This is a genomic window from Micromonospora sp. NBC_00858, assembly GCF_045207365.1.
GTDB lineage: Bacteria > Actinomycetota > Actinomycetes > Mycobacteriales > Micromonosporaceae > Micromonospora.
The window spans coordinates 7,085,844-7,110,910 of sequence record NZ_CP108828.1 but is presented as its reverse complement, the minus strand read 5'-3'; the positions used below and the strand labels follow the sequence as shown (position 1 = coordinate 7,110,910).

At 68.6% G+C, this 25,067-nt stretch carries 22 protein-coding genes and 3 tRNA genes; 4 read left to right on the top strand and 21 right to left on the bottom strand.

The features are described from left to right. Positions 1 to 131 precede the first annotated feature (131 nt). The 18 genes from OG990_RS33125 to OG990_RS33040 form a co-directional block, all read right to left on the bottom strand. Entirely contained in the window at positions 132 to 500 is a 369-nt protein-coding gene (locus OG990_RS33125; protein WP_355609865.1) for a hypothetical protein, read from the bottom strand. Between the two features lie 93 nt (positions 501 to 593). Then, on the bottom strand, positions 594 to 4,484 hold the full coding sequence (locus OG990_RS33120; protein ID WP_406078245.1) for a DNA-directed RNA polymerase subunit beta': 3,891 nt from the start codon (positions 4,482 to 4,484) through the stop codon (positions 594 to 596). An 80-nt stretch (positions 4,485 to 4,564) separates the two neighbouring features. After that, entirely contained in the window at positions 4,565 to 7,996 is a 3,432-nt protein-coding gene (locus OG990_RS33115) for a DNA-directed RNA polymerase subunit beta (RefSeq protein ID WP_328420555.1), read from the bottom strand. Between the two features lie 573 nt (positions 7,997 to 8,569). Then, positions 8,570 to 8,953: a 50S ribosomal protein L7/L12 gene (rplL, locus tag OG990_RS33110; protein ID WP_328420557.1), complete on the bottom strand. Its 384-nt coding sequence runs from the start codon at positions 8,951 to 8,953 to the stop codon at positions 8,570 to 8,572. A gap of 54 nt (positions 8,954 to 9,007) precedes the next feature. Beyond that, on the bottom strand, positions 9,008 to 9,553 hold the full coding sequence (gene rplJ / locus OG990_RS33105) for a 50S ribosomal protein L10 (RefSeq protein ID WP_328420559.1): 546 nt from the start codon (positions 9,551 to 9,553) through the stop codon (positions 9,008 to 9,010). A 346-nt stretch (positions 9,554 to 9,899) separates the two neighbouring features. Then, entirely contained in the window at positions 9,900 to 10,589 is a 690-nt protein-coding gene (locus OG990_RS33100; RefSeq protein ID WP_386987824.1) for a hypothetical protein, read from the bottom strand. Continuing rightward, on the bottom strand, positions 10,586 to 11,398 hold the full coding sequence (locus OG990_RS33095) for an ATP-binding cassette domain-containing protein (RefSeq protein WP_406078244.1): 813 nt from the start codon (positions 11,396 to 11,398) through the stop codon (positions 10,586 to 10,588). The genes OG990_RS33100 and OG990_RS33095 overlap by 4 nt, the downstream gene beginning before the upstream one ends. 79 nt (positions 11,399 to 11,477) lie before the next feature. Next, the gene (gene rplA / locus OG990_RS33090; RefSeq protein ID WP_328420565.1) at positions 11,478 to 12,194 is read right to left on the bottom strand and encodes a 50S ribosomal protein L1; all 717 of its coding nucleotides are present in this window, start codon (positions 12,192 to 12,194) and stop codon (positions 11,478 to 11,480) included. 79 nt (positions 12,195 to 12,273) lie between these two features. Continuing rightward, the gene (gene rplK, locus OG990_RS33085) at positions 12,274 to 12,705 is read right to left on the bottom strand and encodes a 50S ribosomal protein L11 (RefSeq protein ID WP_354964806.1); all 432 of its coding nucleotides are present in this window, start codon (positions 12,703 to 12,705) and stop codon (positions 12,274 to 12,276) included. Between the two features lie 187 nt (positions 12,706 to 12,892). Then, positions 12,893 to 13,615: a transcription termination/antitermination protein NusG gene (nusG, locus tag OG990_RS33080; protein WP_328420569.1), complete on the bottom strand. Its 723-nt coding sequence runs from the start codon at positions 13,613 to 13,615 to the stop codon at positions 12,893 to 12,895. A gap of 41 nt (positions 13,616 to 13,656) precedes the next feature. Continuing rightward, on the bottom strand, positions 13,657 to 14,049 hold the full coding sequence (gene secE, locus OG990_RS33075) for a preprotein translocase subunit SecE (RefSeq protein ID WP_328420571.1): 393 nt from the start codon (positions 14,047 to 14,049) through the stop codon (positions 13,657 to 13,659). A gap of 211 nt (positions 14,050 to 14,260) precedes the next feature. Further along, a tRNA-Trp gene (locus OG990_RS33070) sits at positions 14,261 to 14,333 on the bottom strand. A gap of 129 nt (positions 14,334 to 14,462) precedes the next feature. After that, positions 14,463 to 14,855, bottom strand: coding sequence for a MaoC family dehydratase (locus OG990_RS33065; RefSeq protein WP_328420573.1), 393 nt, complete (start codon positions 14,853 to 14,855; stop codon positions 14,463 to 14,465). A gap of 1 nt (position 14,856) precedes the next feature. Then, positions 14,857 to 15,303, bottom strand: coding sequence for a MaoC family dehydratase N-terminal domain-containing protein (locus OG990_RS33060; protein WP_328420575.1), 447 nt, complete (start codon positions 15,301 to 15,303; stop codon positions 14,857 to 14,859). Between the two features lie 125 nt (positions 15,304 to 15,428). Continuing rightward, the gene (gene rpmG, locus OG990_RS33055; protein WP_007073056.1) at positions 15,429 to 15,596 is read right to left on the bottom strand and encodes a 50S ribosomal protein L33; all 168 of its coding nucleotides are present in this window, start codon (positions 15,594 to 15,596) and stop codon (positions 15,429 to 15,431) included. Between the two features lie 132 nt (positions 15,597 to 15,728). Next, positions 15,729 to 15,801, bottom strand: a tRNA-Met gene (locus OG990_RS33050). A 24-nt stretch (positions 15,802 to 15,825) separates the two neighbouring features. Further along, positions 15,826 to 15,898: transfer RNA gene (locus OG990_RS33045), tRNA-Thr, on the bottom strand. A gap of 93 nt (positions 15,899 to 15,991) precedes the next feature. Continuing rightward, positions 15,992 to 18,517, bottom strand: a complete 2,526-nt coding sequence (locus OG990_RS33040; RefSeq protein ID WP_328420577.1) for a bifunctional diguanylate cyclase/phosphodiesterase — start codon at positions 18,515 to 18,517, stop codon at positions 15,992 to 15,994. Between the two features lie 679 nt (positions 18,518 to 19,196). Between OG990_RS33040 and OG990_RS33035 the strand changes: the two genes are divergently transcribed. After that, a complete protein-coding gene (locus tag OG990_RS33035; RefSeq protein ID WP_328420579.1) occupies positions 19,197 to 19,715 on the top strand; it encodes a hypothetical protein in 519 nt (172 codons plus the stop codon). 156 nt (positions 19,716 to 19,871) lie between these two features. Here OG990_RS33035 and OG990_RS33030 read toward each other — a convergent pair whose 3' ends face one another. Beyond that, positions 19,872 to 20,057: a hypothetical protein gene (locus tag OG990_RS33030; RefSeq protein ID WP_406078243.1), complete on the bottom strand. Its 186-nt coding sequence runs from the start codon at positions 20,055 to 20,057 to the stop codon at positions 19,872 to 19,874. Between the two features lie 130 nt (positions 20,058 to 20,187). Then, positions 20,188 to 21,378 carry an epoxide hydrolase family protein gene (locus OG990_RS33025; protein WP_328420584.1) on the bottom strand — a complete coding sequence of 397 codons (1,191 nt, stop codon included), beginning with the start codon at positions 21,376 to 21,378 and terminating at the stop codon, positions 20,188 to 20,190. Positions 21,379 to 21,510: 132 nt separating this feature from the next. Here OG990_RS33025 and OG990_RS33020 point away from each other — a divergent pair, with 132 nt between their 5' ends. Next, positions 21,511 to 21,744, top strand: a complete 234-nt coding sequence (locus tag OG990_RS33020) for a hypothetical protein (protein ID WP_328420586.1) — start codon at positions 21,511 to 21,513, stop codon at positions 21,742 to 21,744. Positions 21,745 to 21,922: 178 nt separating this feature from the next. Here the strand turns inward: OG990_RS33020 and OG990_RS33015 are convergent, their stop codons facing one another. After that, positions 21,923 to 22,240 (bottom strand): tyrosine-type recombinase/integrase, encoded by a 318-nt coding sequence (locus OG990_RS33015; RefSeq protein WP_406078241.1) that lies wholly within the window; start codon positions 22,238 to 22,240, stop codon positions 21,923 to 21,925. 482 nt (positions 22,241 to 22,722) lie between these two features. Between OG990_RS33015 and OG990_RS33010 the strand changes: the two genes are divergently transcribed. Further along, the gene (locus OG990_RS33010) at positions 22,723 to 23,277 is read left to right on the top strand and encodes an RNA polymerase sigma factor (protein WP_406078240.1); all 555 of its coding nucleotides are present in this window, start codon (positions 22,723 to 22,725) and stop codon (positions 23,275 to 23,277) included. Continuing rightward, positions 23,277 to 24,293 (top strand): CU044_5270 family protein, encoded by a 1,017-nt coding sequence (locus tag OG990_RS33005; protein WP_406078239.1) that lies wholly within the window; start codon positions 23,277 to 23,279, stop codon positions 24,291 to 24,293. Before OG990_RS33010 ends, OG990_RS33005 begins: the two co-directional genes overlap by 1 nt. The last annotated feature ends 774 nt before the right edge of the window (positions 24,294 to 25,067 follow it).

Here is a 25,067-nt window from a genome sequence, read left to right as displayed (position 1 = left end):
CCCGGCTGGTTCGTCCGGGGGCCGCGCCGGTTCCGTCACGAGGTCCTCCTGTCGACAGGGCCGCCACCGCCGCGCGGCGGACACCGGCCAGGCTACCGCCGGGGGCGCCGCCGCCGGCGGCTGCGGGCCGCTCAGTCCATGTTCGAGGGGTAGTCGTGGCCGAACGGCGCACCGGCCAACCGGACCACGCCGACCACCACCGCGGCCACCACGCTGACCGCGACCAGCACCAGACCCGCCCAGGCCATCCGCTCCCCCCGCCGCAGCCAGGCACCGCCGGTCAGGAAGCCCCCCGAGGCGTACGCCTCCCGGCGCGCCTGCCTGGCCAACTGGAGCGCCACCGTGGCGGGTACCACCCCGCCGATGAACAGGCCGGTCAGCAGGCCGAGCAACCCCAGCGCGAAGACAGCCCGCGCCTTCGTGCTGCGGGCCGGGTCGGGATCGAGCGGGTGGCGCGGGCTCTGCTGCGCCACGGACACCTGCCCGGGTGCGGTCGTCATGCCTCCATCATGCCGAACCCGGCCTGCGGGTGGGCAGGTCCGGACGCGACGAGGCCCCCGGCGGATGCCGGGGGCCTCGTCGTGCGTTGGTGCTTAGCGGTACGACCCGAAGTCGAAGTCGTCCAGCGGCACAGCCTGCCCGCTGGCCGGCCCGAACCCGTAGTCGGTCTCCGGGTACCCGGTCATCGAGTAGACCTTGGCCTTGGCCTCCTCGGTCGGCTCCACCCGGACGTTGCGGTACTTGCTGATACCGGTACCGGCCGGGATGAGCTTGCCGATGATCACGTTCTCCTTGAGGCCGACCAGCGAGTCGCTGCGCGAGTTGATCGCAGCGTCGGTCAGCACCCGGGTGGTCTCCTGGAAGGAGGCCGCCGAGAGCCAGGAGTCGGTGGCCAGCGAGGCCTTGGTGATACCCATCAGCACCGGACGGCCGGCGGCAGGCTCGCCGCCCTCCGAGACGAGCCGGCGGTTCTCCGACTCGAACAGTGCCCGGTCGACCAGCACACCCGGCAGGAACTCGGTCGAGCCGGAGTCGATGACCGTCACCCGCTTGAGCATCTGGCGAATGATGATCTCGATGTGCTTGTCGTGGATGAGCACACCCTGCGAGCGGTAGACCTCCTGGACCTCCTGGGTCAGGTGGACCTGGACCGCCCGCGGACCCATGATCCGCAGAAGCTCGTGCGGGTCGATGGTGCCCTCGGTCAGCTTCTCGCCGACCGCGACGTGACCGCCGTCGTGGGTCCGCAGCCGGACCCGCTTGGAGATCTTGTCGTAGACGATCTCCTCGCTGCCGTCGTCCGGAACCACGATGATCTTCCGCGAGCGCTCGCCATCCTCGATCCGGATCCGGCCGGGGGTGTCGGCGATGGGCGCCTTACCCTTCGGGACCCGAGCCTCGAAGATTTCCTGGACACGCGGCAGACCCTGGGTGATGTCCTCACCCGCGACACCACCGGTGTGGAAGGTACGCATCGTCAGCTGCGTACCCGGCTCACCGATCGACTGGGCGGCGATGATGCCGACCGCCTCGCCGACGTCCACGGTCTTGCCGGTCGGCAGCGAGCGCCCGTAGCAGGCACCGCAGACACCCAGCTTCGACTCGCAGGTGAGCACACTGCGCACCCGGACCGTCTCCACGCCGGCGGCGACGATCTTGTCGACCCCGATGGAGTTGATGTCCTGACCCCGCTCGGCGACGACGGTGCCGTCCGGCCCCTTGATGTCGTCGGCCAGGGTACGGGCGTGCACGCTGGTCTCGGCGTGCTCGTGCACGACCAGCTTGCCACCCTCCAGGCGCTCACCGATCTGCATCGGGATCGCCCGGTCGGTGCCGCAGTCCTCCTCGCGGATGATCACGTCCTGCGAGACGTCCACCAGACGACGGGTCAGGTAACCCGAGTCAGCGGTCCGCAGCGCGGTGTCGGCGAGACCCTTACGGGCACCGTGCGTGGAGATGAAGTACTCCAGCACGGACAGACCCTCCCGGTAGCTGGCCTTGATCGGCCGCGGGATGATCTCGCCCTTCGGGTTGGCCACCAGACCACGGATCGCGGCGATCTGCCGGAGCTGGAGCAGGTTACCGCGGGCACCCGAGTTGATCATCTTCCACAGTGGGTTCTCCTGCGGCAGCGCGGTGTCCATCTCCTTGGCGACCTCGTTGGTCGCCTTGGTCCAGATCTCGATGAGCTCGCCGCGACGCTCCTCGGCGGTCATCAGACCACGCTGGTACTGCTTGTCGATCCGGTCGGCTTCCTTCTCGTACTTCGCCAGGATCTCCGCCTTGCGCGGCGGAGCGATGACGTCCTCCATGCCGATCGTGACGCCGGACCAGGTGGCCCAGTGGAAACCGGCCTCCTTGAGCCCGTCCAGGGTGGCGGCCAGCGCCACCTTGGGGAAGCGCTCGGCGAGGTCGTTGACGATCGCGGAGAGCTGACCCTTGCGGATCTCGTAGTTCACGAAGCGGTAGCCCCGCGGCAGCGTCTCGTTGAACAGCACCCGACCCAGCGTCGTGTCCACGGTCAGCGGGTCACCCTCGACCCAGCCCTCCGGGGCGGTCCACTGCTCGGCACCGGCGCCGTTGTCGACCCCGGTCACGCCGCGCAGCCGGATCCGCACCGGCGCCTGCAGGTGCAGCTCACCGTTGTCGAACGCCATCCGCGCCTCGGCGTCCGAGCTGAATGCCCGGCCCTCGCCCTTCTCACCGGGGGTGAAGTGGGTGAGGTGGTAGAGACCGATGACCATGTCCTGGGTGGGCATGGTGACCGGCTTGCCGTCGGCCGGCTTGAGGATGTTGTTCGACGACAGCATCAGGATCCGCGCCTCGGCCTGGGCCTCGGCGGACAGCGGCACGTGCACCGCCATCTGGTCACCGTCGAAGTCGGCGTTGAACGCCGTGCAGACCAGCGGGTGGATCTGGATCGCCTTGCCCTCGACCAGCTGCGGCTCGAAGGCCTGGATGCCCAGGCGGTGCAGGGTCGGCGCCCGGTTGAGCAGCACCGGGTGCTCGCCGATGACCTCTTCCAGCACGTCCCACACGACCGGGCGCTGCCGCTCGACCATCCGCTTGGCGGACTTGATGTTCTGCGCGTGGTTGAGGTCGACCAGCCGCTTCATCACGAACGGCTTGAACAGCTCCAGCGCCATCTGCTTGGGCAGACCGCACTGGTGCAGCTTGAGCTTCGGGCCGACCACGATGACCGAACGGCCGGAGTAGTCGACGCGCTTGCCCAGCAGGTTCTGCCGGAACCGGCCCTGCTTGCCCTTGAGCATGTCGGACAGCGACTTGAGCGGGCGGTTACCCGGACCGGTGACCGGCCGGCCGCGGCGGCCGTTGTCGAACAGTGCGTCGACGGCCTCCTGGAGCATCCGCTTCTCGTTGTTGACGATGATCTCGGGCGCGCCGAGGTCGATCAGCCGCTTGAGGCGGTTGTTCCGGTTGATCACGCGGCGGTACAGGTCGTTCAGGTCCGAGGTCGCGAACCGGCCACCGTCGAGCTGCACCATCGGGCGCAGGTCCGGCGGGATGACCGGGACGCAGTCCAGCACCATGCCGAGCGGCGAGTTGCGGGTGTTCAGGAACGCCGCCACGACCTTGAGCCGCTTGAGCGCCCGGATCTTCCGCTGGCCCTTGCCGGACCGGATGGTCTCCCGCAGGCTCTCGGCCTCGGCGTCGAGGTCCATGTTTTGGACCAGCGCCTTGATCGCCTCGGCGCCCATGGAACCGGTGAAGTACTCACCGAACCGGTCGCGCAGCTCGCGGTAGAGCAGCTCGTCGGTGACCAGCTGCTTCGGCTCCAGCTTGCGGAAGGTGTCCAGCACCTCGTCCAGGCGGTCGATCTCGCGCTGGGCCCGGTCGCGGATCTGGCGCATCTCGCGCTCTCCGCCCTCCTTGACCTTGCGCCGGACGTCCGCCTTGGCACCCTCAGCCTCCAGCTCGGCCAGGTCGGCCTCGAGCTTGGCGGCCCGCTTCTCGATCTCCGAGTCGCGGCTGTTCTCGGACTGCCGCTTCTCGGCCAGGATCTCGTTCTCGATCGTCGAGAGGTCACGGTGACGCGACTCCGCGTCCACGCTCGTCACGACGTACGAGGCGAAGTAGATGATCTTCTCGAGGTCCTTGGGGGCGAGGTCCAGCAGGTAGCCCAGCCGGCTCGGCACGCCCTTGAAGTACCAGATGTGGGTCACCGGAGCGGCCAGCTCGATGTGGCCCATCCGCTCACGACGGACCTTGGAGCGAGTCACCTCGACGCCGCAGCGCTCACAGATGATGCCCTTGAACCGGACGCGCTTGTACTTACCGCAGTAGCACTCCCAGTCCCGCTGCGGACCGAAGATCTTCTCGCAGAAGAGCCCGTCCTTCTCCGGCTTGAGGGTGCGGTAATTGATCGTCTCAGGCTTCTTGACCTCGCCGTGCGACCACTGACGGATGTCGTCGGCGGTGGCGAGACCAATGCGCAGCTCGTCGAAGAAGTTGACGTCGAGCACTATGTCCCCTATGTCGTCGTCTGTACTGCTAATTCTCGGGCGAGGTCGGGGGCCGGCAGGCCGGCCCCCGACCGCTCACCTCAGACCTCTTCGACCGAGCTCGGCTCGCGCCGGGACAGGTCGATGCCCAGCTCCTCAGCGGCCCGGAACACCTCGTCGTCGGTCTCGCGCATCTCCAGGGCCACGCCGTCGCTGGACAGCACCTCAACGTTGAGGCACAGCGACTGCAGCTCCTTGAGCAGCACCTTGAACGACTCCGGGATGCCCGGCTCCGGGATGTTCTCGCCCTTGACGATGGCCTCGTAGACCTTCACCCGGCCGAGCACGTCGTCGGACTTGATCGTGAGCAGCTCCTGCAGGGCGTACGCGGCGCCGTACGCCTGCATCGCCCAGCACTCCATCTCACCGAAGCGCTGACCACCGAACTGCGCCTTACCACCCAGCGGCTGCTGCGTGATCATCGAGTACGGGCCGGTCGACCGTGCGTGGATCTTGTCGTCGACCAGGTGGTTGAGCTTCAGGATGTAGATGTAGCCGACCGCGATCGGGTCCGGCAGCGGCTCACCGGAGCGACCGTCGAACAGCTGCGCCTTACCGCTGGAACCGATCAGCTGGTTGCCGTCCCGGTTGGGCAGGGTCGACGAGAGCAGACCGGCGATCTCCTCCTCGCGGGCGCCGTCGAAGACCGGGGTGGCCACGTTCGTGTCCCCCTCGGACTCGTGCGCGCCGATCGACCGCAGCTGCTTCTTCCAGGACGCGTCGTCGCCCTCGACCTTCCAGCCGGTCTTGGCGACCCAGCCGAGGTGGGTCTCGAGCACCTGACCGATGTTCATCCGGCTCGGCACACCCAGCGGGTTGAGCACGATGTCGACGGGGGTGCCGTCTTCCAGGAACGGCATGTCCTCGATCGGCAGGATCTTGGAAATGACGCCCTTGTTACCGTGCCGGCCGGCGAGCTTGTCGCCGTCCTGGATCTTCCGCTTCTGGGCCACGTACACCCGGACCAGCTCGTTGACGCCCGGAGGCAGCTCGTCGCCGTCCTCGCGGGAGAAGGTACGCACACCGATGACCGTGCCGGTCTCGCCGTGCGGCACCTTCAGCGAGGTGTCCCGGACCTCACGCGCCTTCTCACCGAAGATCGCGCGAAGCAGCCGCTCCTCCGGGGTCAGCTCGGTCTCACCCTTGGGCGTGACCTTGCCGACCAGGATGTCGCCGGGGACGACCTCCGCACCGATCCGGATGATGCCGCGCTCGTCGAGGTCAGCGAGCATTTCCTCGCTGACGTTCGGGATGTCGCGGGTGATCTCCTCCGGGCCGAGCTTGGTGTCCCGAGCGTCGACCTCGTGCTCCTCGATGTGGATCGAGGTGAGCACGTCCTGCTGCACGAGGCGCTGCGACAGGATGATCGCGTCCTCGTAGTTGTGGCCTTCCCAGCACATGAACGCCACGAGCAGGTTGCGCCCGAGCGCCATCTCGCCCTCGTCGGTGCAGGGACCGTCGGCGATGACCTGACCGGCCTCGACGCGGTCGCCCTCGAAGACGACCGGCTTCTGGTTGACGCAGGAGCCGGCGTTGGAGCGGCGGAACTTGTGCAGCAGGTACGTCCGGCGGTGGCCGTCGTCCTGGTGGATGGTGACGTAGTCGGCGCAGAGATCCTCGATCACACCGCCGACCTCGGCGACCACCACGTCGCCAGCGTCGACCGCGGCCCGGTACTCCATGCCCGTACCCACCAGCGGCGCCTCGGCCTTGACCAGCGGCACTGCCTGGCGCTGCATGTTCGCGCCCATCAGTGCCCGGTTGGCGTCGTCGTGCTCGAGGAACGGGATCATGGCGGTCGCGACCGAGGTCATCTGCCGCGGCGACACGTCCATGTAGTCGACGGCGCCGGGGACGACGTCCTCGGTCTCGCCGCCCTTACGACGACACAGGACCCGGTCCTCGGCGAAGGTGCCGTCGGCCCGCAGCGGCGCGTTGGCCTGGGCCTTGACGAACCGGTCCTCCTCGTCCGCGGTCAGGTAGTCGATCTGGTCGGTGACCCGACCCTCGATGACCTTCCGGTACGGCGTCTCGATGAAGCCGAACGGGTTGACCCGGGCGAAGGTGGACAGCGCGCCGATCAGGCCGATGTTCGGGCCTTCCGGCGTCTCGATCGGGCACATCCGGCCGTAGTGGGACGGGTGCACGTCACGGACCTCGAAGCCGGCCCGCTCCCGGGACAGACCACCCGGGCCGAGCGCGCTCAGCCGACGCCGGTGGGTCAGGCCCGCCAGCGGGTTGGTCTGGTCCATGAACTGGGACAGCTGCGACGTCCCGAAGAACTCCTTGATCGCCGCCACCACCGGGCGGATGTTGATCAGGGTCTGCGGGGTGATCGCCTCGACGTCCTGCGTGGTCATCCGCTCGCGGACGACCCGCTCCATCCGGGACAGGCCGACCCGAACCTGGTTCTGGATCAGCTCACCCACGGTGCGCAGGCGCCGGTTGCCGAAGTGGTCGATGTCGTCGGCCTCGTAGCCATCCTCACCGGCGTGCAGCCGGCAGAGGTACTCCACGGTGGCGACGATGTCGTCCTCGGTCAGCGTGCCGGTGGTGATTGGCACGCCGACTTCGAGCTTCTTGTTGAACTTGTAGCGCCCGACCTTGGCGACGTCGTACCTCTTCGGGTTGAAGAAGAGGTTGTCGAGCAGGGTCTGGGCGTTCTCGCGCGTCGGCGGCTCGCCAGGGCGGAGCTTGCGGTAGATATCGAGCAGGGCCTCGTCCTGGCCGGCGATGTGGTCCTTCTCGAGCGTGGTCATCATCAGCTCGGACCAGCCGAACCGCTCACGGATCCGCTCGGCCGACCATCCGACGGCCTTGAGCAGGACGGTGACGGCCTGCCGACGCTTGCGGTCGATGCGTACGCCGACCGTGTCGCGCTTGTCGATGTCAAACTCCAGCCAGGCACCCCGGCTCGGGATGACCTTGACGCTGGAGAGGTCGCGGTCGGAGGTCTTGTCCGGCTGCTTGTCGAAATACACGCCCGGGGACCGGACGAGCTGGCTGACCACGACGCGCTCGGTGCCGTTGATGACGAAGGTGCCCTTGGGCGTCATCATCGGGAAGTCACCCATGAACACCGTCTGGCTCTTGATCTCGCCAGTGGTGTTGTTGGTGAACTCCGCGGTCACGAAGAGCGGAGCGCAGTAGGTCAGGTCCTTCTCCTTGCACTCCTCGATCGAGGCCTTGACCTCGTCGAAGCGCGGCGCCGAGAAGGAAAGTGACATGGTGCCGGAGAAGTCCTCAATGGGACTGATCTCTTCAAGGATCTCCGCGAGACCCGAGCGTGCGTGCGGGTCGTCCGCCGACCGGCCCTGCCAACCCTCGTTGCCGACGAGCCAGTCGAAGGACTCGTTCTGAATGGCGAGGAGGTTGGGGACCTCGAGGTGTTCGGTGATCCTGCCGAATGAAACTCGGCGGGGAGCGAATGCGCTCGACGTACGACTGGTCTTCGCAGGGCGGGAAGCTGCCAAGATGCGTCCTTCCGAGGACCGGTGCTGCAGAACGGCTGGTACGCGTGCACTCCAATGACCCCACCAGAAATATCCGTAAACGGACATTTCCGAGCAGGGGTCTAGTCGGAAGGCAGCGCAAACTAGCAGTGTAGCCGAGAGGCTAACCGCTGTCCAGCCCACCCCGCAGGCCGTTTGCGGAACGTGCCTCGGCCCCCGGAAAACCGGGGTCTGCCGGGCCGCTCGGAACGCAACGTTCCCGCTGGGCCGCTCGGGTTGCAGCGGCTGATGGTGCCGCCGCTGTCATTACCCACTTCGTGGCCGTCGCAAGCGCGGTGTCTTGCTGGTGCCAGCGTGCCTGGCAGCCCGGGGTCGCGTCAAGGGCCGCTATCCGGGTTGTCCGTTCTTTCCCACCGGAGAGCGACCCGCCGCACTCGTCCGGGTACCACAGCGGCGGTCTTCGGCACCCAGCTCACGACGGTTGCCAAGGGCCCACCAACACCGCGGGCGGCGATCCGTGTCGGATCGCCGCCCGCCGCGACGCGATCGTGTCCCGGCTCAGCGAGCCGGGCACAGCGCTGGTGGAACGTCAGGTCACTTGAGGGTGACCTTGGCGCCCTCGCCCTCGAGCTTGGCCTTGGCCTTGTCGGCGGTCTCCTTGTTGACCTTCTCCAGGATGGCCTTCGGAGCGGACTCGACCGCGTCCTTGGCCTCCTTGAGGCCCAGGCCGGTCAGCTCACGCACGACCTTGATGACCTGGATCTTCTTGCCACCGTCAGCCTCGAGGATGACGTCGAACTCGTCCTTCTCCGGCTCGGCCTCGGCGGCGGCCGGGGCGGCACCCGGGCCGGCAACGGCGACCGGAGCAGCGGCGGTGACCTCGAAGGTCGTCTCGAACTGCTTCACGAACTCGGAGAGCTCGATCAGCGTCATCTCCTTGAACGCGTCGAGCAGCTCGTCGGTGCTGAGCTTCGCCATATCTGGCGTCCTTTCCTGAATCTAATAAGTAAGAACTGGTGCGCTCGGACGGCCTCAGGCCGCCTCGGCGCTCTCCTTCTCGCGCTTGTCCTGCAGGGCAGCCGCCAGACGGGCGGTCTTCGACAACGGGGCCTGGAACAGGGCCGCAGCCTTGCTCAGGTTGCCCTTCATCGCGCCGGCCAGCTTGGCCAGCAGCACCTCGCGGGACTCCAGGTCGGCGAGCTTCGTGACCTCGGCCGCGGAAATGGCCTTGCCCTCGAAGACACCGCCCTTGATGACGAGCTTCGGGTTGGCCTTCGCGAAATCGCGAAGCCCCTTCGCCGCCTCGACGACGTCGCCCGAAACGAAAGTCAGCGCGGTAGGACCGGTGAACAGCTCGTCGAGGCCAGTGATGCCCGCGTCCGTCGCAGCACGCTTCGCCAGCGTGTTCTTCGCGACCATGTAGCTGGTCTCGGCACCGAGCGAGCGCCGCAGCTGGGTGAGCTGGGAAACCGTCAGACCGCGGTACTCGGTCAGCACGGTGGCACCCGAGCTGCGGAAGCTCTCGGTCAGCTCAGCGACGGCCGTGGCCTTGTCGGCCCGGATCGGCTTGTCCGCCATGTCCCTCCTCTCTCGTTACTCGAGGCTGGTCCCCGTCGTGGCCGAAGCCGGAACGGGGGCGGAGGCAGCACGACAACGAGAAAAGCCCCGGCGCAGGGCGCACGGGGCGAGGGCCGGCGGATCGTCACGGTCGGCGGACCATGCTCACTGCCGAGTTACGCTTGCCGCCCTGCGCGGGTCGCCCGATGTCGCGGGACCTTCGACCGTGCCGAAGCACGGTGACCAGCGGTCTCTGGGTGGTTCCTCATCCATGACAACACGGATGACGTTTGAAGAGTACGCGACCCCATGACCAGCACCAAATCGCCCCGTGTGAGACAGGCCACCACCGGTCGTCCCCGGGCGCTCAGCCCCGGGCCCGCCGCCGCCACAGGTAGCCGCCGACGGCCGCGCCGCTCCAGACCACGGCCCAGGCGGTGAGCCCGAGCAGAGTGAGCGCGGCGGCATCGCCCGCGGTGGTCCGCGCCGTGGCCATGATCGGCGGCGCCAGCCAGGGAGCCACCGAACCGGCCAGGCCGAGCACCACCGCACCGACGCAGCCGAGGGCCAGCACCGCGACGCCGTACCCGGCACCGCCCACGGACGCCCGGCTGGCCAGGGCACCGAGGGCCACCCCGGCGGGTATGGCCAGCAGATGCGCCCACAGCCCGAGCGCGACGCCCACCGGCACCGACCGGTCCGTCGGGTCGACCGGGCCGGTGACCCCACCGACCAGCCACGGGAAGACCAGCGCGACGGCCACCGTGATCAGCGCCGCAACACCGGCGGCGAGCAGCCCGGCCACCCGCTCCCGGGCCACCCCGACCGTGACCTGGGCCAGCCGGCGCTGCACGTCCGGCTCAACGTCCAACAGGATCTTGGTCTGCCAGGCGAGCACCGGGAAGAGCACCACCGCAGAGACGCCGTACGCCTCCGCCGGCTGGGCCCGGCCGCCGCCGTACAGGGTGCCGAGTGCGACCAGGCCGGCGAGCAGCGGTGCCACCGCCCGTCCGGTACGCAGGAAACCGGCCAGCCTCAGCCGGATCAGGGCGATCACCGGGCCTCCCCGGCGGTTGGTTCGACCGCCACGCCCGCACCGTCCACGGCCACCGGCTCCCCCGGCGGGGCCGTCGACGCGTCGGGGCGTACCCGCAGCACGTGGTGGCCCTCGGCGCGCAACCGGGCGACGGTGCCGGCGACCCGCGCGGCCGGCACCGCGACCTCGACCACCGCGATTGTCTCGTCCGGTGGCGACGTCTCCTCGGTCACGGTGCCGTCCGCCACCATCCAGCGGCGAGCGCCCGGCAGCCGGACCGTTTCACCGCGGTGGTCGCTCACCAGGACCGCACCGCCGGCGACCAGCACCTCGTGGATCAACTCGGGCACCAGCTCGCGAGTGGTGGCGTCCAGGCCCTCCCACGGCTCGTCGAGGACCAGCAGGCCCGGCGGACGCAGCATCGCCTGGGCCAGGCCCACCTTCTGCGCGGTGCCCTTGGACAGCTCCGGCAGGCGGACCGCACGGAACGCGGCCAGCCCGAGCCGGTCGGTCCAGGTCGTCACCGCCTCGTCGGCCGCCGCGCGGCCCAGCCCGACAATCCGGGCCATCCCGGTCAGGTAGCGGACCACGGTGAAGGGCTGGTCGGCCGGGAAGCGCTCTGGCACCCAGCCCACCCGACCGGGCCGGGCGGTGACCCGCCCCCGGCCCGGCCGGAGCACGCCGGCGGCCACCTGGAGCAGGGTCGACTTGCCCACCCCGTTGCGGCCCAGCACGACCGCCACCTCACCCGGACCGATCCGCACGTCCACGCCCCGCAGCACCCACGGGCTACGCCGGTGGTACCGCAACCAGACGTCCTCCAGTCGCATGCGGTCGAGCCTGCCACACCTGAGACGCGCCGGGGCGCCGCCACAGTGTGGCGGCGCCCCGGTGGAGCGGAGTGTCGGCTCAGGCCTCGGCCGAGCCCTCCTGCAGGTTCTTCACCACGTTCGGGTCGACCGGGACGCCGGGGCCCATCGTGGTGGTGAGGACGACCTTCTTGAGGTACTTGCCCTTCGCCGAGGACGGCTTGGCGCGCAGCACCTCGTCGAGCACCGCCGCGTAGTTGTCCACCAGCTGGCTCTCCGTGAAGGAGGCCTTGCCGATGATCAGGTGCAGGTTGGAGTGCTTGTCCACCCGGAAGGTGATCTTGCCGCCCTTGATGTCCTGCACCGCCTTGGTGACGTCCATGGTCACCGTGCCGGTCTTCGGGTTCGGCATGAGACCGCGCGGGCCCAGGATCCGCGCGATCCGGCCGATCTTGGCCATCTGGTCCGGCGTGGCGATCGCCGCGTCGAAGTCGAGCCAACCACCCTGGATCCGGGCGACCAGCTCGTCGGTGCCCACCTCGTCCGCACCCGCCGCGGCGGCCTCTTCGGCCTTCGCGCCGGCGGCGAAGACGATCACGCGGGCGGTCTTACCGGTGCCGTGCGGCAGGTTGACCACGCCGCGGACCATCTGGTCCGCCTTGCGGGGGTCGACGCCGAGGCGCATGGCGACCTCGACCGTGGCGTCGAACTTGACGTTGGTGGTCTCCTTGGCCAGCTTCACGGCCTCGGAGGGGGTGTAGAGCTTGGACCGGTCGATGACATCGGCGGCCTTGAGGTAGCTCTTGCTGCGCTGCATTGCTGATTACTCCTGTGGTCTCTGGCGGGCCGCTCGGCGCGGGCCCTCCCACGGTTCGGGTCGTTGGCCGGGGCCGACGTCAGTCGTTGACGGTGATGCCCATCGACCGGGCGGTGCCGGCGATGATCTTCTCGGCCTGGGCCAGGTCGTTGGCGTTGAGGTCGGCCATCTTCTTCTCGGCGATCTCACGCAGCTGGGCGCGGCTGACCGAGCCGACCTTCTCGCTCTGCGGGACGCCGGAGCCCTTCTGCACACCAGCGGCCTTGATCAGCAGCCGGGCGGCGGGCGGGGTCTTCAGAACGAAGGTGAAGGACCGGTCCTCGTACACGCTGATCTCGGCGGGGACGATGTCGCCCCGCTGGGACTCGGTCTGCGCGTTGTAGGACTTGCAGAACTCCATGATGTTCACGCCGTGCTGGCCGAGCGCGGGGCCGACCGGCGGCGCCGGCGTGGCCTGGCCCGCCGGCAGCTGAAGCGTGAACGTCTTGACGAGCTTCTTCTTCGGAGGCATGTCACTTCCTGGGGCTTGGAGCTGGGAAAATGCGGCTGACGCCGCCCTCGAGGCGCGCACGGTCAGCGCGGTGCGACAGCGGCGACGTTCAAGAGTAGCGCAGGCCGCAGCCCACTCGTCCGCCGAGGTCGAGCGGGAGGGCGTACGCCGACGTCGGCGGCGGGCCGGGCCCGCCGCCGACGACCGGTCAGATCTTGGCGACCTGGTTGAAGTTGAGCTCCACCGGCGTCTCCCGACCGAAGATCGACACCAGCACCTTGAGCTTCTGCTGGTCGGCGTTGATCTCGCTGATCGTGGCCGGCAGCGACGCGAAGGCACCGTCGGTGACGGTGACCGAGTCACCCACCTCGAAGTCGAGGACCTTGATCTCGGGCTTCGCCTTCTTCTGCTCGGTCTCGATGGCCGGTGCCAGCCACTTCAGCACCTCGTCGAGGGAGAGCGGCGCGGGCCGGTCGGCCCGGTCGGTCGCGCCGACGAAGCCGGTCACACCCGGGGTGTTGCGGACACACGAGTAGGACTCGGCGGTCAGCTCCATCCGGACCAGGATGTAGCCCGGGAAGACCTTGGCCTGGACCTGGGACCGCTTGCCGTTCTTGACCTCGACTTCCTCCCGGGTCGGCACCTCGACCTGGTAGATGAAGTCCTCCATGTCGAGGCTCGTGATCCGGGTCTCGAGGTTGGTCTTGACCTTGTTCTCGTAGCCGGCGTAGGAGTGCACCACGTACCAGTCGCCCGGCGCGTAGCGCAGCTTCTGCCGCAGCTCGGCGACCGGGTCGTACTCCTCGTCCGGCGCGGGCTCGGTGGTTGGGAACTCCGGCTCGCTGGCGGCCTCAACCGACTCGTCACCAGCCGCCGTCGCGACCGTGGACTGCTCGTCCACCGGTCCGGCGGTCTCGTCGTACTCAGGCACGCTCGCTCACTTCCGTCACTATCGGCTCTGGAGTCAGCCGGTCAGCTCGAGTTGCCGAAGACAAACAGCACGACCTTGGCGAACCCGTAATCCAGCACGGCCACGATCGTCAGCATCACCGCGACGAACGTCACCACCACCGCGGTGTAGGTCAGCAACTCCTTGCGCGTCGGCCAGATGACCTTACGCAGTTCGGCCACGACCTCGCGGAAAAACCGGGCGATGCGCCCGAAGACGCCCACCCGACCGGTTTCGGACCGGGTGGTCGGTCGGCTGTCCGCCGACTCCGCCCGGGCACGGGACCGCGTCGCGGTGCCTCCCCGGGAGACCGGCTCGTCCGCGCTGGTGGCGTCGTCGTCAGCTACCTCGTCGACGACCTCGTCGTCCAGACGATCGTCGCCGGCGTCCTCGCCGCGCCGCTTGTTGTCGGCCACTTCGCCCTCCGTCGCGGAAATCTCGGGTCGCACGCCGGGCGGCGTGCGCGGCGCTGTTCACGCCGGCCGGACCAACCGTCCCGCGACGGGCCGCGGCCGGTGGATCAACCGGGGGCCCGATACCTCGGGACCACCCCGCCAATGCCACCACCACGGGCCGGACGCCGCCATCTCGGCGGCGCGACCCACGGGAACGGTCAGGCCTGAGGCGCAGGGGTGACAGGACTTGAACCTGCAGCCTGCGGTTTTGGAGACCGCTGCTCTGCCAATTGAGCTACACCCCTGTGCGGCAACACTCGCCCCACGCGGCCACAGACGACCGAGCAGGGGTCACTTGCCCCACGGCGGACCAGTGTACGGGTAGCCGCTCGACTTTCCCAACCGGTCTCCCCGCCACGCGTGGCGGGCCTGACTCAACGCTTCGTACGGATGGTGGCGCGGGCCTGCGAGAGCACCTTCTCGCCCAGGCAGGTGGCGGTCACATCGAGCCGGGTGAGGCCGTCCTCGGTCACCTCACGGACCACCGCGGTGACCTCGATCTCGGTCCCCTGGTCGTCGTCGGGGACCACCACCGGCCGGGTGAACCGGACGTTGTAGTCGACCACCGCGTCGGGCGCCCCGGCCCACTCGGTGATCGCCCGGCCGACCAGCGCCATGGTGAACATGCCGTGCGCGATCACCCCGGGCAGGCCCACCTTGGTGGCGAACCGGTCGCTCCAGTGGATCTGGTTGAAGTCACCCGAGGCACCGGCGTAGCGGACCAGGTCCGCGCGGGTCACCTGGAAGGTCTTGGCTGGCAGCTCCATCTCACGCCTCCCCGCGTACGACGATCTTGGACCAGACGGCGACGACCGGCTCGCCGGCGACGGTGCTGACGTCGGTGCGGGTGGTCAGGAAGCCGTGCCCGCCCCGGGTGCTGACGTCCTCGATGGTGCTGGCGCAGACCAGCTCGTCGCCGGCGACCACCGGCCGGGTGTACGCGAACCGCTGGTCACCGTGCACCACGCGGCTGTAGTCGACGCCGAGCTCCGGGTCCTCGACGATCTGACGGCTGGCTGCCATCGTGACGACCACCGGGAAGGTCGGCGGAGCGACCACGTCCGGGTGGCCCAGCGCCTGGGCCGCCGCCGGGTCGTGGTGGGCGGGATCGGTGGCGCCGATGGCGGTGGCGAACTCACGGATCTTTTCTCGGCCCACCTGGTAGGGGGCGGTCGGCGGATAGGTCCGGCCGACGAAGGAAGGGTCCAGAGACATGCCGCGAACCTACACGGAAACACAATCGCCGATCTGCTCGGTCGGCGGCGGTGGAACCGCGCCAGCCCGGTCAGATCGGCGATCGGAGAGCTTCAACGGTGGCCGGCGTTGGAGCCGGCCCCAGGTCAGCGGGTCTCGCGGTGGACCGTGTGCCGACCGTCGCGCGGGCAGAACTTCTTCAGCTCGATGCGGTCGGGGTCGTTACGGCGGTTCTTGCGCGTGATGTAGTTGCGCTCCTTGCACTCCACACACGCCAAAGTGATCTTCGGCCGGACATCGGTAGCCTTCGCCACGGCGGAGTGCCTTCCTCGCTAACGGAAACAACTACGACGCGCCAGCCTAGTCGCTGACAGCGCGGACATGCAAAGTGGGCGCCAGTGGCGCCCATCCCCACGACCACCGGAAACAAGCCCGGAAGACGAGAGTAGCGGTGGCCGGACTTGAACCGGCGACACAGCGATTATGAGCCGCTTGCTCTACCATCTGAGCTACACCGCCGTGGTGGGTCCAGCTGAACCCTCGAGCCCCCTTACGGAATCGAACCGTAGACCTTCTCCTTACCATGGAGACGCTCTGCCGACTGAGCTAAGGGGGCCTGCGCGATCTCCCCGTGGGGCGCGCAGAAGTAAGAGTACACGGCCCGGCTCGGCAGGTGAAATCGGATCCCCGGAGATCGTCTACGCCCAGTTCAGGGCACGACACGAAGGCGGGGAAGCTCTCCGACGGAGATCGTTTCCGGGTCGGCCTGGGCGCCGAACCAGGCCGCCAGCCGCTCGTACGGCAGCGGTCGGCTGAACAGGAAGCCCTGCCCGATCTCACAGCCGATGTCCTGGAGCAGCTCCAGGGTCAGCTCGCTCTCCACGCCCTCGGCCACCACCGCCAGGCCGAACTGCTGAGACAGGGTCACCACCGCGTTGACGATGGCCAGGTCCCCCGGATCGGTCGCCATGCCCTGCACGAAGGAGCGGTCCACCTTCACCTCGTGCACCGGCAGCCGCCGCAGGTGGGCCAGGGACGAATCACCGGTGCCGAAGTCGTCCACCGACAGCCGGACGCCGAGATCGCGTAGCCGGTGCAGGGTCGGGATGGGTCGGTCAGTGCCGTCCAGCACCCCCGCCTCGGTGATCTCCAGGGTGAGGCTCTGCGCCGGCACCCCGTACTCGGTCAACAACTCCTGCACCCGGTCGGGGAAATGCTGGTCGGTGAGGGTACGGGCGGAGAGGTTGACCGCGACGGGCAGCGGAAGGTCGGCCTCGGCCCAGTCCCGGCTGCGGCGCAGCCCCTCGCGGAGCACCACCTCGGTGAGCCGGCTCAACTGGCCGGTGTGCTCGGCCACCGCGACGAAGTCCTCCGGGGCGACGGTGCCGTGCGTCGGGTGCTCCCACCGGGCCAGGCACTCGACACCGACCAGGCGACGCTCCCGCAGCGTCACCTTGGGCTGGAAGTAGACCTCCAGCTCGTCCTGGTCCAACGCTCGGCGCAGGTCGCCGGCGAGGCCCAGTCGGCGCAGCGACCGCGACTCCAGCGCCGGGTTGAACAGCTGCACGCTGCCCGGTACCGATTTGGCGGCTGTGGCGGCGAGGTCGACCCGGAGCAGCAGGGTGGCCGCGTCGCTGCCGTGATCCGGGTGTACGGCCACCCCGACGGCAGTGTCCACATCGAGTGTGAGCGCGTCGAAGACCATCTCGTCACGAATTTGGTCGCGCAGTTGGCCAGCCAACTCCAGCGCCGCGTCGGCGTTCTCCAACCGCAGCGTCACCAGGAACTCGTCGCCACCAACCCGGCCGACCAGAGCCGACGACGGTGCGCTGGCCCGCAACCGGTTGGCGACCTCGGCGAGGACCTTGTCCCCGGCCGCGTGACCGAGGGACTCGTTGACCTGGCGCAACCCGTCGACGTCGAAGAGCAGCAGCGCCACCACCTCGTTGGGTGCGCCGATCTTGACCGACTCGTCCAGCGCGCCGGTGATCCGCCGCCGGTTGGGCAGCCGGGTCAGGGCGTCGTGGTACGCGTCGTGCCGCAGTCGATCGACCAGCCGGGAATTCTCCAGCGCCACGGCGGCGTGCGCGGCCACCGTCTCGAAGATGGGAATGTCACCGGGGGCGAAGTGGCCGATGTCGCTGAGCCGGTTCGCCACCTCCAGGGTGCCGATCACCGCCTGCCCGGAGCGCAGCGGCACCACGATCACGTCCTTGATCTCGCGGGCGCTGATCTCGCCGCGTAGCGCACTCTCGTCACCCAGCAGACGGCCCATCGACAACGTCTTCGCCAGGTCCCGCGCCCGCTCCCGCAGTATCGACGGGGTCGGGGCAACATCGAGCAGCCCTGGCGTATCGACCCGGGCCGTCAACAGCACCTCGGGGTGCCGGCCCTGGGCGGGCAGCCAGAGGGTGGCGGACTCCGCCTGCATGAGGGCACGGACCCGGTCGAGCAGGACGTCGGCCAGCGACCCGTCGGCACCGCTGGTCGTGATCAACCGGGCCAGGTCGTACATCCCGGTCAGGGTGCGGTGCTGCCGGAAGAACTGGGCGTAGGACCGGTAGACCAGGGTGAGTGCGGCGAAGAGGGCACCCAGCAGCAACGCGGACCACCAGGTCTGGTCCAGAGCGATCAGGACGAGCAGACCGACGGACGCGTTGATCGAGGTGGTGAGGAGCACCGACGGGGTGGTCCGCAGGGCTTCCCGGCCGGCCTGCCAGCCCTGTAGCAGCACGTGCACGCCGACGACAGAGGCGAGACTGACCAGGGTGATGGTGTTTACCGCGAGGAAGAGACTGCCCCAGGTGCCGGGGCCCACGCCCTCCAGCGGTGGCAGTCGCAGGAGAAGCAGGCTGGCCAGCGACGTGGCCGCGGCGGCCCTCGCGACGTTGAACCAGAACTTCGCTGGCGCGAAGCGCTGCGAGGCGCTCCAGATCAACGAGGCGACCGTGTAGATCAGGATCACGGTCAGCGGTGGCAGGAAGAACAGCCCTACCACGAGTGGGATCTCGGTGAGCGTCACGCCCACGGACTGCCGACGGACGACGAAGTTCAGCACCGGAATGCTGATGCCGGCCATCGCCAGGAAAATCAGGAACGCCAGCCCCCACTCCCCGTAGGGATGGTCGGAGATGACGCTGATCGCGGTGCAGGAGAGGATGGCGACCAGTGCCAGCGGGCCGGTGATTAGCCAGGCGTGGTCCGTGGACTTGCGCCGTTGGTCACGCCTGGCCATACCGCTCCCTCTGAAAGACGCCGCCCGTGGGTGCTGCCCTCATGGGCGACGACCCGCGAGGCTACCGGGAGGCGTCCACGCCCCAGACGACATCACCCAACCCCGCACCCCAAACGACGTCAGTCAGCTGAGCGCTACCTGCGCCGGGAAGGAAATCGGTGCCGAGCAGTCCTCCGAGGACAGCGGCGAGCACGAGGAGCGGGCCAAACAGTCGACCCAGTCTTCGACCAGACATGTTTGCTCCTGTCGGGGAAGTGTCACAGGGATGGTGGAGGTTCCACGATCGTGCCACACGGTCGGTACGCCGAAAAGCGGTGAGTGTGGGACCGGTCCGAGCGTTGAGAAGGTTGCCCCCTTCGGCCCAGTCCCCCGCGACGTGCCGGGCCAGATCAGGGCTGCTTCCTGCGACTTCAGCGCTTCACACAGCGCTTGATACGACCTTCAGCACAATTCACCCACGCCGTTCGGCTTCCGCCGGCGTGATCACGTGCAGTCGCTCTCCGTGACGGATCTGCTGGCCTGGAAACGCGCCGATGCGAGCCGAGACATCGACCACCATACCCGCTTACCGCGTCGACACAAGAAGCCGGACGCGACGAGTGGCACCAACCGCTGACGCCTCCATTGCACCGCTGGAAATTTCGGCGACGGTGGGGACGCGCCGGCAGATCATGTACGGGTGCCTGGTCACGATGCGCTCGCTCGCCTCCAGGGCGCCGCCGTCTTCTGGAGTATCGGGTCGGGCAGTGCAGCCCAGGTGATCGAGGCCGCCTGCGACTGCCTCACGGCAGGCATGGACAGCCCGACCCTCCGGATCCTCGCCGGCATCTCGCCCGTGAAGGGCAACGAGAGTGACGAGTTGCGGCGATGGCTCGACGTCGCTCTGGCGGAGCACTCCCTGACCTACCACCAGGAGGGCAGTCGCGAGGGTGCGGAGGAAGCGCTTCGGATCATGGCTCGGCGACTACTCGCAGAGACCATCGCGCCTCGCGATCTCACGTCCTGGGCGTACAGCTTCATCACGTACGAGGGCACTCCCCGGGCAGCCGAGTTGATGGCCCTCGACAACGCGTACGAGTACGTGGACGCCGTCCATGACGGGAATCTGTGCACCAGTACCGCGACCGTGGACATCGACGCGGACGTCATCGCCGAAGCGCGGCGCCTGGTCGGCGACACCACCGGCGAGAACAGCTGATCGACGGCTGCGGGTTGCCTGTCAGGTGTTCCGGCATCCGCCCACCCGTTCACTGGGATGAAGGATCACAAGCTGGGTGGCGTACCCGAAGCGGCGAACGTCCTCACGGCCTGGAGCAGGCGGTCGAGGAAGGTGGACAGGTCCGGAGCCGCCACGTCAAAGTGCGGGTTCCCCTGAGGTGTAGATGCCGGTGAGGACGAGGCCCGGCGGGAGGCGATAGACCGGTGATCCGGCCGGCATAGCCAGCCCGTACTGCAGGCCGCCGCCGTCGCTGGCGAACACGACCACGTCGGCGCCGTGGCGGCTGCGACCGCTTTCAAGATCATGCGCGACGGGCGTCACGGGATTGATGCCGCAGGCGGCAAGCGCCCGGTGAGGAACCCGAGTGCCACGCGCTGACTTCGCAGCCCTCGCCTGTGACCTCCATAGGACTGACCAGGAGGGTCAGGCGCGAACCAGAGCGGGCTCAGGACTACCGCAGCGGCCGGAACGCGGCCCGCACCTCGGCGGAGAAGAGCTCCGGCTCCTCCCAGGCGGCGAAGTGGCCGCCGCGGTCGGCCTCGTTGAAGTACGCGGGGTCGGGGTAGACCGTCTCGACCCAGCTGCGCGGGGCAGCCCAGATCTCCTCGGGGAACGTCGTGAAGCCAACCGGAACCGAGACCGGCGGAGGAGCCTGGCCGGACGCACCGGCTGCGGCCAGGAACCGTCCGAATTCCCAGTACCACCGGGCGGACGAGGCGCCAGTGCCCGTCAGCCAGTACAGCGTGACGTTGTCGACGATGGTGTCCCGGGTGAGACCGCCCACCGGCTTGCCGTCGACGAGCGCGCGGGAGATCTTGTAGTAGCTGTCGGTGTCGTGGTCGAACATCCAGGCCGCCAGCCCGACGGGTGAATCCAGCAGGGAGTAGCCGATCGTCTGTGGCCGGGTGGACTGCTCCAGGAAGTAACCGAAGCCGTCCATCATGAACAGGTTGAGCGCGTCGTGCGCCGCGCGTTCCTGCTCGGACTTCGCCGGCAGTTGGTCCTTGATACCGATCGCCCCGGCGAGCAGGTTGACGTGGATGCCGAGCAGCCCATCGGGTGCTTGGCGGCCCATCGCGTCCGTGACGGCGGCACCCACGTCACCCCCCTGGGCGACGTAGCGCGTGTAGCCGAGGCGGGCCATCAGCTCCGCCCACGCTTGTGCGATGCGGCCGTTCTCCCAGCCGAGCTCGGTCGGCTCGCCCGAGAAGCCGTAGCCCGGCAAGGACGGCAGCACCAGATGGAACGCGTCCTCGGAGGTACCGCCGTGCGCGGTCGGGTCGGTGAGCGGGCCGATCACCCCGAGCAGCTCGACGACCGAGCCCGGCCAGCCGTGCGTCATGATCAGCGGCAGGGCGTTCTCGTGCTGCGACCGCACGTGGATGAAGTGGATCTCCACGCCGTTGATATTGGTCGTGTACTGCGGCAGGGCGTTCAGCTTCGCCTCGAACGCGCGCCAGTCGTGATCGGTCGTCCAGTAGCGGGCCAGCTCCTGGACCGTCGCCAGCTGCACGCCCTGAGAGCGATCGGTGACCAGCTCGCGGCTGGGCCAGCGGGTGGCCGCGATCCGGCGACGCATGTCGGCAAGCGCTTCTTCCGGTATGTCGAGCCGGAAGGGACGGATTTCGTTGTCGTTCGACATGTTCTCCACCTGCCGGATCGGGTCGGCCGACGCCGGGGCGCCGGCGGGGCTGGCACGCGCCCAGTCTCGCAGCGGCCCGGCGACCGGCGTACCGAAACGCGAATTCGTGCTCGGGTCCGACTGACTTCTGTCGTGGAAAGTGCGCCGGTCACGGTGGCAGTCGCCATTGGCCGCACTGAGGCGGAACTGGCCTTCGGTCTATTGCACAGCCGGCCTGCGCGCGGCGCGACGTACATCGCGGGCGGCGTCGGTGGGCAGGAGCCGCGGCTGGGATGGCGGCTTGACGCGGACCTGACCGGCGAGCCCGGCTTCCAGGTCGTGCAGCGCCGTCAGACCGAGGGTTCAACGGCACCCATCACGAGCTGACGCCTAGATCGGGCTGGACGCCCGTGGACTCCACGAGAAAGACCCCGGAGCGCGTTTCCGCAGCTCACGGGGCCGTCTCTGCACCTGGTGGCGGGTAGAGGATTCGAACCTCTGAAGCTTTCGCGACGGATTTACAGTTTTGCCCGTTATCAAGGTTGTCAATGAATGTTCGCGCAGGTCAGGGCCGCTTTTCTCTCCGGCTGGCCGACCTGGGCTCCCCCGCGTGCCCGTTGCGTGCCCCTCCGGAATGATCTTCGGCCTTTCGTGCCCGGTCGAGGAAGGCGGCTACCTCGGCGTCCCGGCCGTCGACTGCTCGGGCGTAGTGGCGAGTCGTGACGCTGGCGTTGGAGTGACCCAGCCTGCGGGCGGCGACCAGGACGCCATGAGAATCAGCCACCCAGCTCCCGTGCGTCGCCCGAAGATCGTGCGGAATCAGGTCAGTCAGGCCCGCCCGCTCTACCGCCCGGTCAAATCGGTACTTCGAGGCGGCCCGCAAGCGGGCCGCGCCGGCCCGGCCCCGGCCTGCTGGCGACCTCCGGCCGGCATCGGCCGGGCCGGCCGGCCACGCTGACGGACGACCAGGACCACGAAGACCTCGGGGCTCCGCCCCGAACCCCGGCCCTCCTCAGAGATGCCGCCGCGGCTCGCCTCGCCAGGCACCACAAGGGCTACCAGCCTCCCCGGACGGGGACCAGGTCGTTCGGCCGGTAGGGCGCTCCACCTGGTCCCCGTCCGGGGAGGCTGGACGGTCTACGACTGCCCGACGAGGAGATCCGCTTGAGTCGCAGGGGACTTGAGCCGCAGGCATTGGAAGCAGACCTGAGCGTGTGGGAGCGTCGACGTTCCACCTGGCGGAGCCGTTGCAGCCGGAGGCAGCTTTATCGCGGCGTGCGGCTCTGGCAGGTGGTTGGCGGTAATCATTGGGCTGGAGATGACACAAGCCAGGGTGAACGTTCGTCAACCAGGCGGGAGTCTTGGATGGGTCCACCGGGAGAACGCAATGAGGATTGGTTCACCAGCGTCTACGCGGCCGATTACCCACACGTGGTGAAGTACGGCCAGCGTCGGCTCGGCAATCTGGACGCGGCGGCTGAACTAGCCCAGGAGGTGTTCGTCGTCGCCTGGCGGCGTCGCCGCGAGGTTCCGAACCGCAGCCTGCCCTGGCTGTACGGGGTGGCCCGTCGCCTGCTGGCGAACGAGTGGCGAACTCGGAGAGCTGCGCCGGAGGTGCTACCGATTGCCGACGCCGGCCTTCTGCAGAAGCCGGGCTCGTCCGGCGCCGACGCGACAGTGGGCGTCACCGATCTCCACGCCGCTCTAGCCACCCTCGCCGACCTCGACCAGGAGATCCTCCGGCTGGTCGGTTGGGAGGAACTGACAGTTTCCGAGGCCGCTCAGGTCCTCGGCTGTACCCGCACCACCGCTGCCGTGCGTCTGCACCGCGCCCGTAGGCGCCTCAACGAAGCCATGTCGCACCGAGTTGTACCGCCGGCGCAGCAGCCGGTGTTGGCGAGTCCTCGAAAGGCCATGTGATGTTCGGAGAAGAGCGAACGCGTACCCTCCTCGGTCCGGCTGACCCGGCCCGGCACAGCACGATCGCACCGCCCCGGCTGTCGGCACACGATCTGATCGTCCGCGCGGAGGCTGTCGCCGAGCCGGCCGCCCATCACCGCCGGGCACGCCCGACGCGCAGGCTGGTTCTGACCGCCGGGGCGCTGACCGTAGCGGTCGGCGCCGCGGCAATCGTCCAGACGTTCGGCCCGTCCAGCCCGGACACCTCGGGGATCGCCGGTCCGCCCGGGGCGGATCCGGGGGTGGTGCTCGTGCCGGTGGCGTACGGCTCTGTCACCCGTGATGCGGGGAGCGAGCTGCGCGCGTTGGCGAGCAGGCTTGTCGATGCGGAGTACGACAACCGCACCGGCCGGTACATGTACCACCACACGAAGACGTGGGGCGACCCGGTGATGACGTCCGCCGACGGTCGCCACCATGTCGCTTTCGCCGACGAGACCAAGGTCTGGCAGGCGGCCGACGGGACCGGTAAGCAGGTCAGGACCCAGCTTGAGCCGCAGTATCCGGACCAGGAGTCCCGGGAGTACTGGCAGCGGAACCTCAAGTCCAAGGCTTCCGCCTCCGGAACGCCCGCGCCCGACGACATGCCGCTGCCACCGGAGGACCTCGCACCGCTGCCGTCGGGTCGAGCCCAGATGAACGACCTGCTCAAGGTCAGGTACGGCGCGGGCGCCGTCAGCAAGGGAGTCAGCACGGTGTACGGGCGATATGTCGTTCCGCGCCAGACGCGAGCTGAGATCCTGCGGGGCCTTGCCGATGTGCCCGGTTTCCTGTGGCGGGGCCAGGTGACCGATCGGGCCGGCCGCAAGGGTGTAGCCATCACCTTCGACGACCGCGAGCACAACCAGCAGTCCCTTCTGATCTTCCACCCGAACACTGGGGAACTGCTCGCCCACGAGCTGCTGACCCTCTCGCCGGTACGGATCAGCTCGTACCAGGTAATCCTCGATACCGCCTGGGCCGATCAACCCAACTGAATCGCCGGTGCCGGGGGCCACTCCTACGGGGTGGCCTCCGGCCACCTCCACGGTCGGGGCTGGGCCATCCACGGGCCACAAGCCGGTGTCAACGGAGGGCATTTCAGGCCGCTCGAGGTCATGTCGACCAGGCAGAACGTAGTGCCCCGAACCGATCTTGTGCGATTCCCAAGCTGACAGTCTGGGAGCCACGCGTGGGAGCCATCGGGGCGGACTGGACCGGACGGGACGGGACCGATCGAGCTGCCGAGCGCCTGAGGACCAGGAGCAGGCGGACGGCCTCGGACGGCATTGACACCTTTTGGGAATCTACGGATCAGATGGCGGCGTGCCAGCCATGTGCCAGTAGCCGGCGCCCCGAACGGGCACGAGTGGGCACGAGCCGTGGTCCAGTCCCCAGCCACGAGCAGGCGTTTCGGGCATCCCGGGGCGGTGATCTTCGTCCTTCCAAACTGACGGTCTGGGTTCCGCGGACAGCTTGAAACTAGTCTCCACCGCCACCCGCGCCCCCATCCGGCGGAGGGTGATGCATGTGGTCAAGCGGCCCGTCGTCGGACCGGGAGTCTCGTGGCCTGAACAGACTGATCACCATGAGCACCAGGAGGGTCAGCAGAATCGCGACGACGACAACAAGCCCCGCCGTCTCAACCATCGACACCACCAGACGAGCCTATGAGTCCCAGGGGGTGAGTCCAGGCGGCTCAGTCCGCATCTAGTCCGCAAGAGGGCGACGGACAGCGGGGGAGTGGTGAGAGGTGCCGAGAGGTATCTCCG

Excerpts from the sequence above, each read along its gene's own strand:
- OG990_RS33125 (WP_355609865.1), bottom strand. The coding sequence starts at position 500 with ATGACGACCGCACCCGGGCAGGTGTCCGTGGCGCAGCAGAGCCCGCGC.
- rplL (WP_328420557.1), bottom strand. The coding sequence starts at position 8,953 with ATGGCGAAGCTCAGCACCGACGAGCTGCTCGACGCGTTCAAGGAGATG.
- rplJ (WP_328420559.1), bottom strand. The coding sequence starts at position 9,553 with ATGGCGGACAAGCCGATCCGGGCCGACAAGGCCACGGCCGTCGCTGAG.
- OG990_RS33095 (WP_406078244.1), bottom strand. The coding sequence starts at position 11,398 with ATGCGACTGGAGGACGTCTGGTTGCGGTACCACCGGCGTAGCCCGTGG.
- rplA (WP_328420565.1), bottom strand. The coding sequence starts at position 12,194 with ATGCAGCGCAGCAAGAGCTACCTCAAGGCCGCCGATGTCATCGACCGG.
- rplK (WP_354964806.1), bottom strand. The coding sequence starts at position 12,705 with ATGCCTCCGAAGAAGAAGCTCGTCAAGACGTTCACGCTTCAGCTGCCG.
- OG990_RS33065 (WP_328420573.1), bottom strand. The coding sequence starts at position 14,855 with ATGGAGCTGCCAGCCAAGACCTTCCAGGTGACCCGCGCGGACCTGGTC.
- OG990_RS33060 (WP_328420575.1), bottom strand. The coding sequence starts at position 15,303 with ATGTCTCTGGACCCTTCCTTCGTCGGCCGGACCTATCCGCCGACCGCC.
- OG990_RS33040 (WP_328420577.1), bottom strand. The coding sequence starts at position 18,517 with ATGGCCAGGCGTGACCAACGGCGCAAGTCCACGGACCACGCCTGGCTA.
- OG990_RS33025 (WP_328420584.1), bottom strand. The coding sequence starts at position 21,378 with ATGTCGAACGACAACGAAATCCGTCCCTTCCGGCTCGACATACCGGAA.
- OG990_RS33010 (WP_406078240.1), top strand. The coding sequence starts at position 22,723 with ATGGGTCCACCGGGAGAACGCAATGAGGATTGGTTCACCAGCGTCTAC.
- OG990_RS33005 (WP_406078239.1), top strand. The coding sequence starts at position 23,277 with ATGTTCGGAGAAGAGCGAACGCGTACCCTCCTCGGTCCGGCTGACCCG.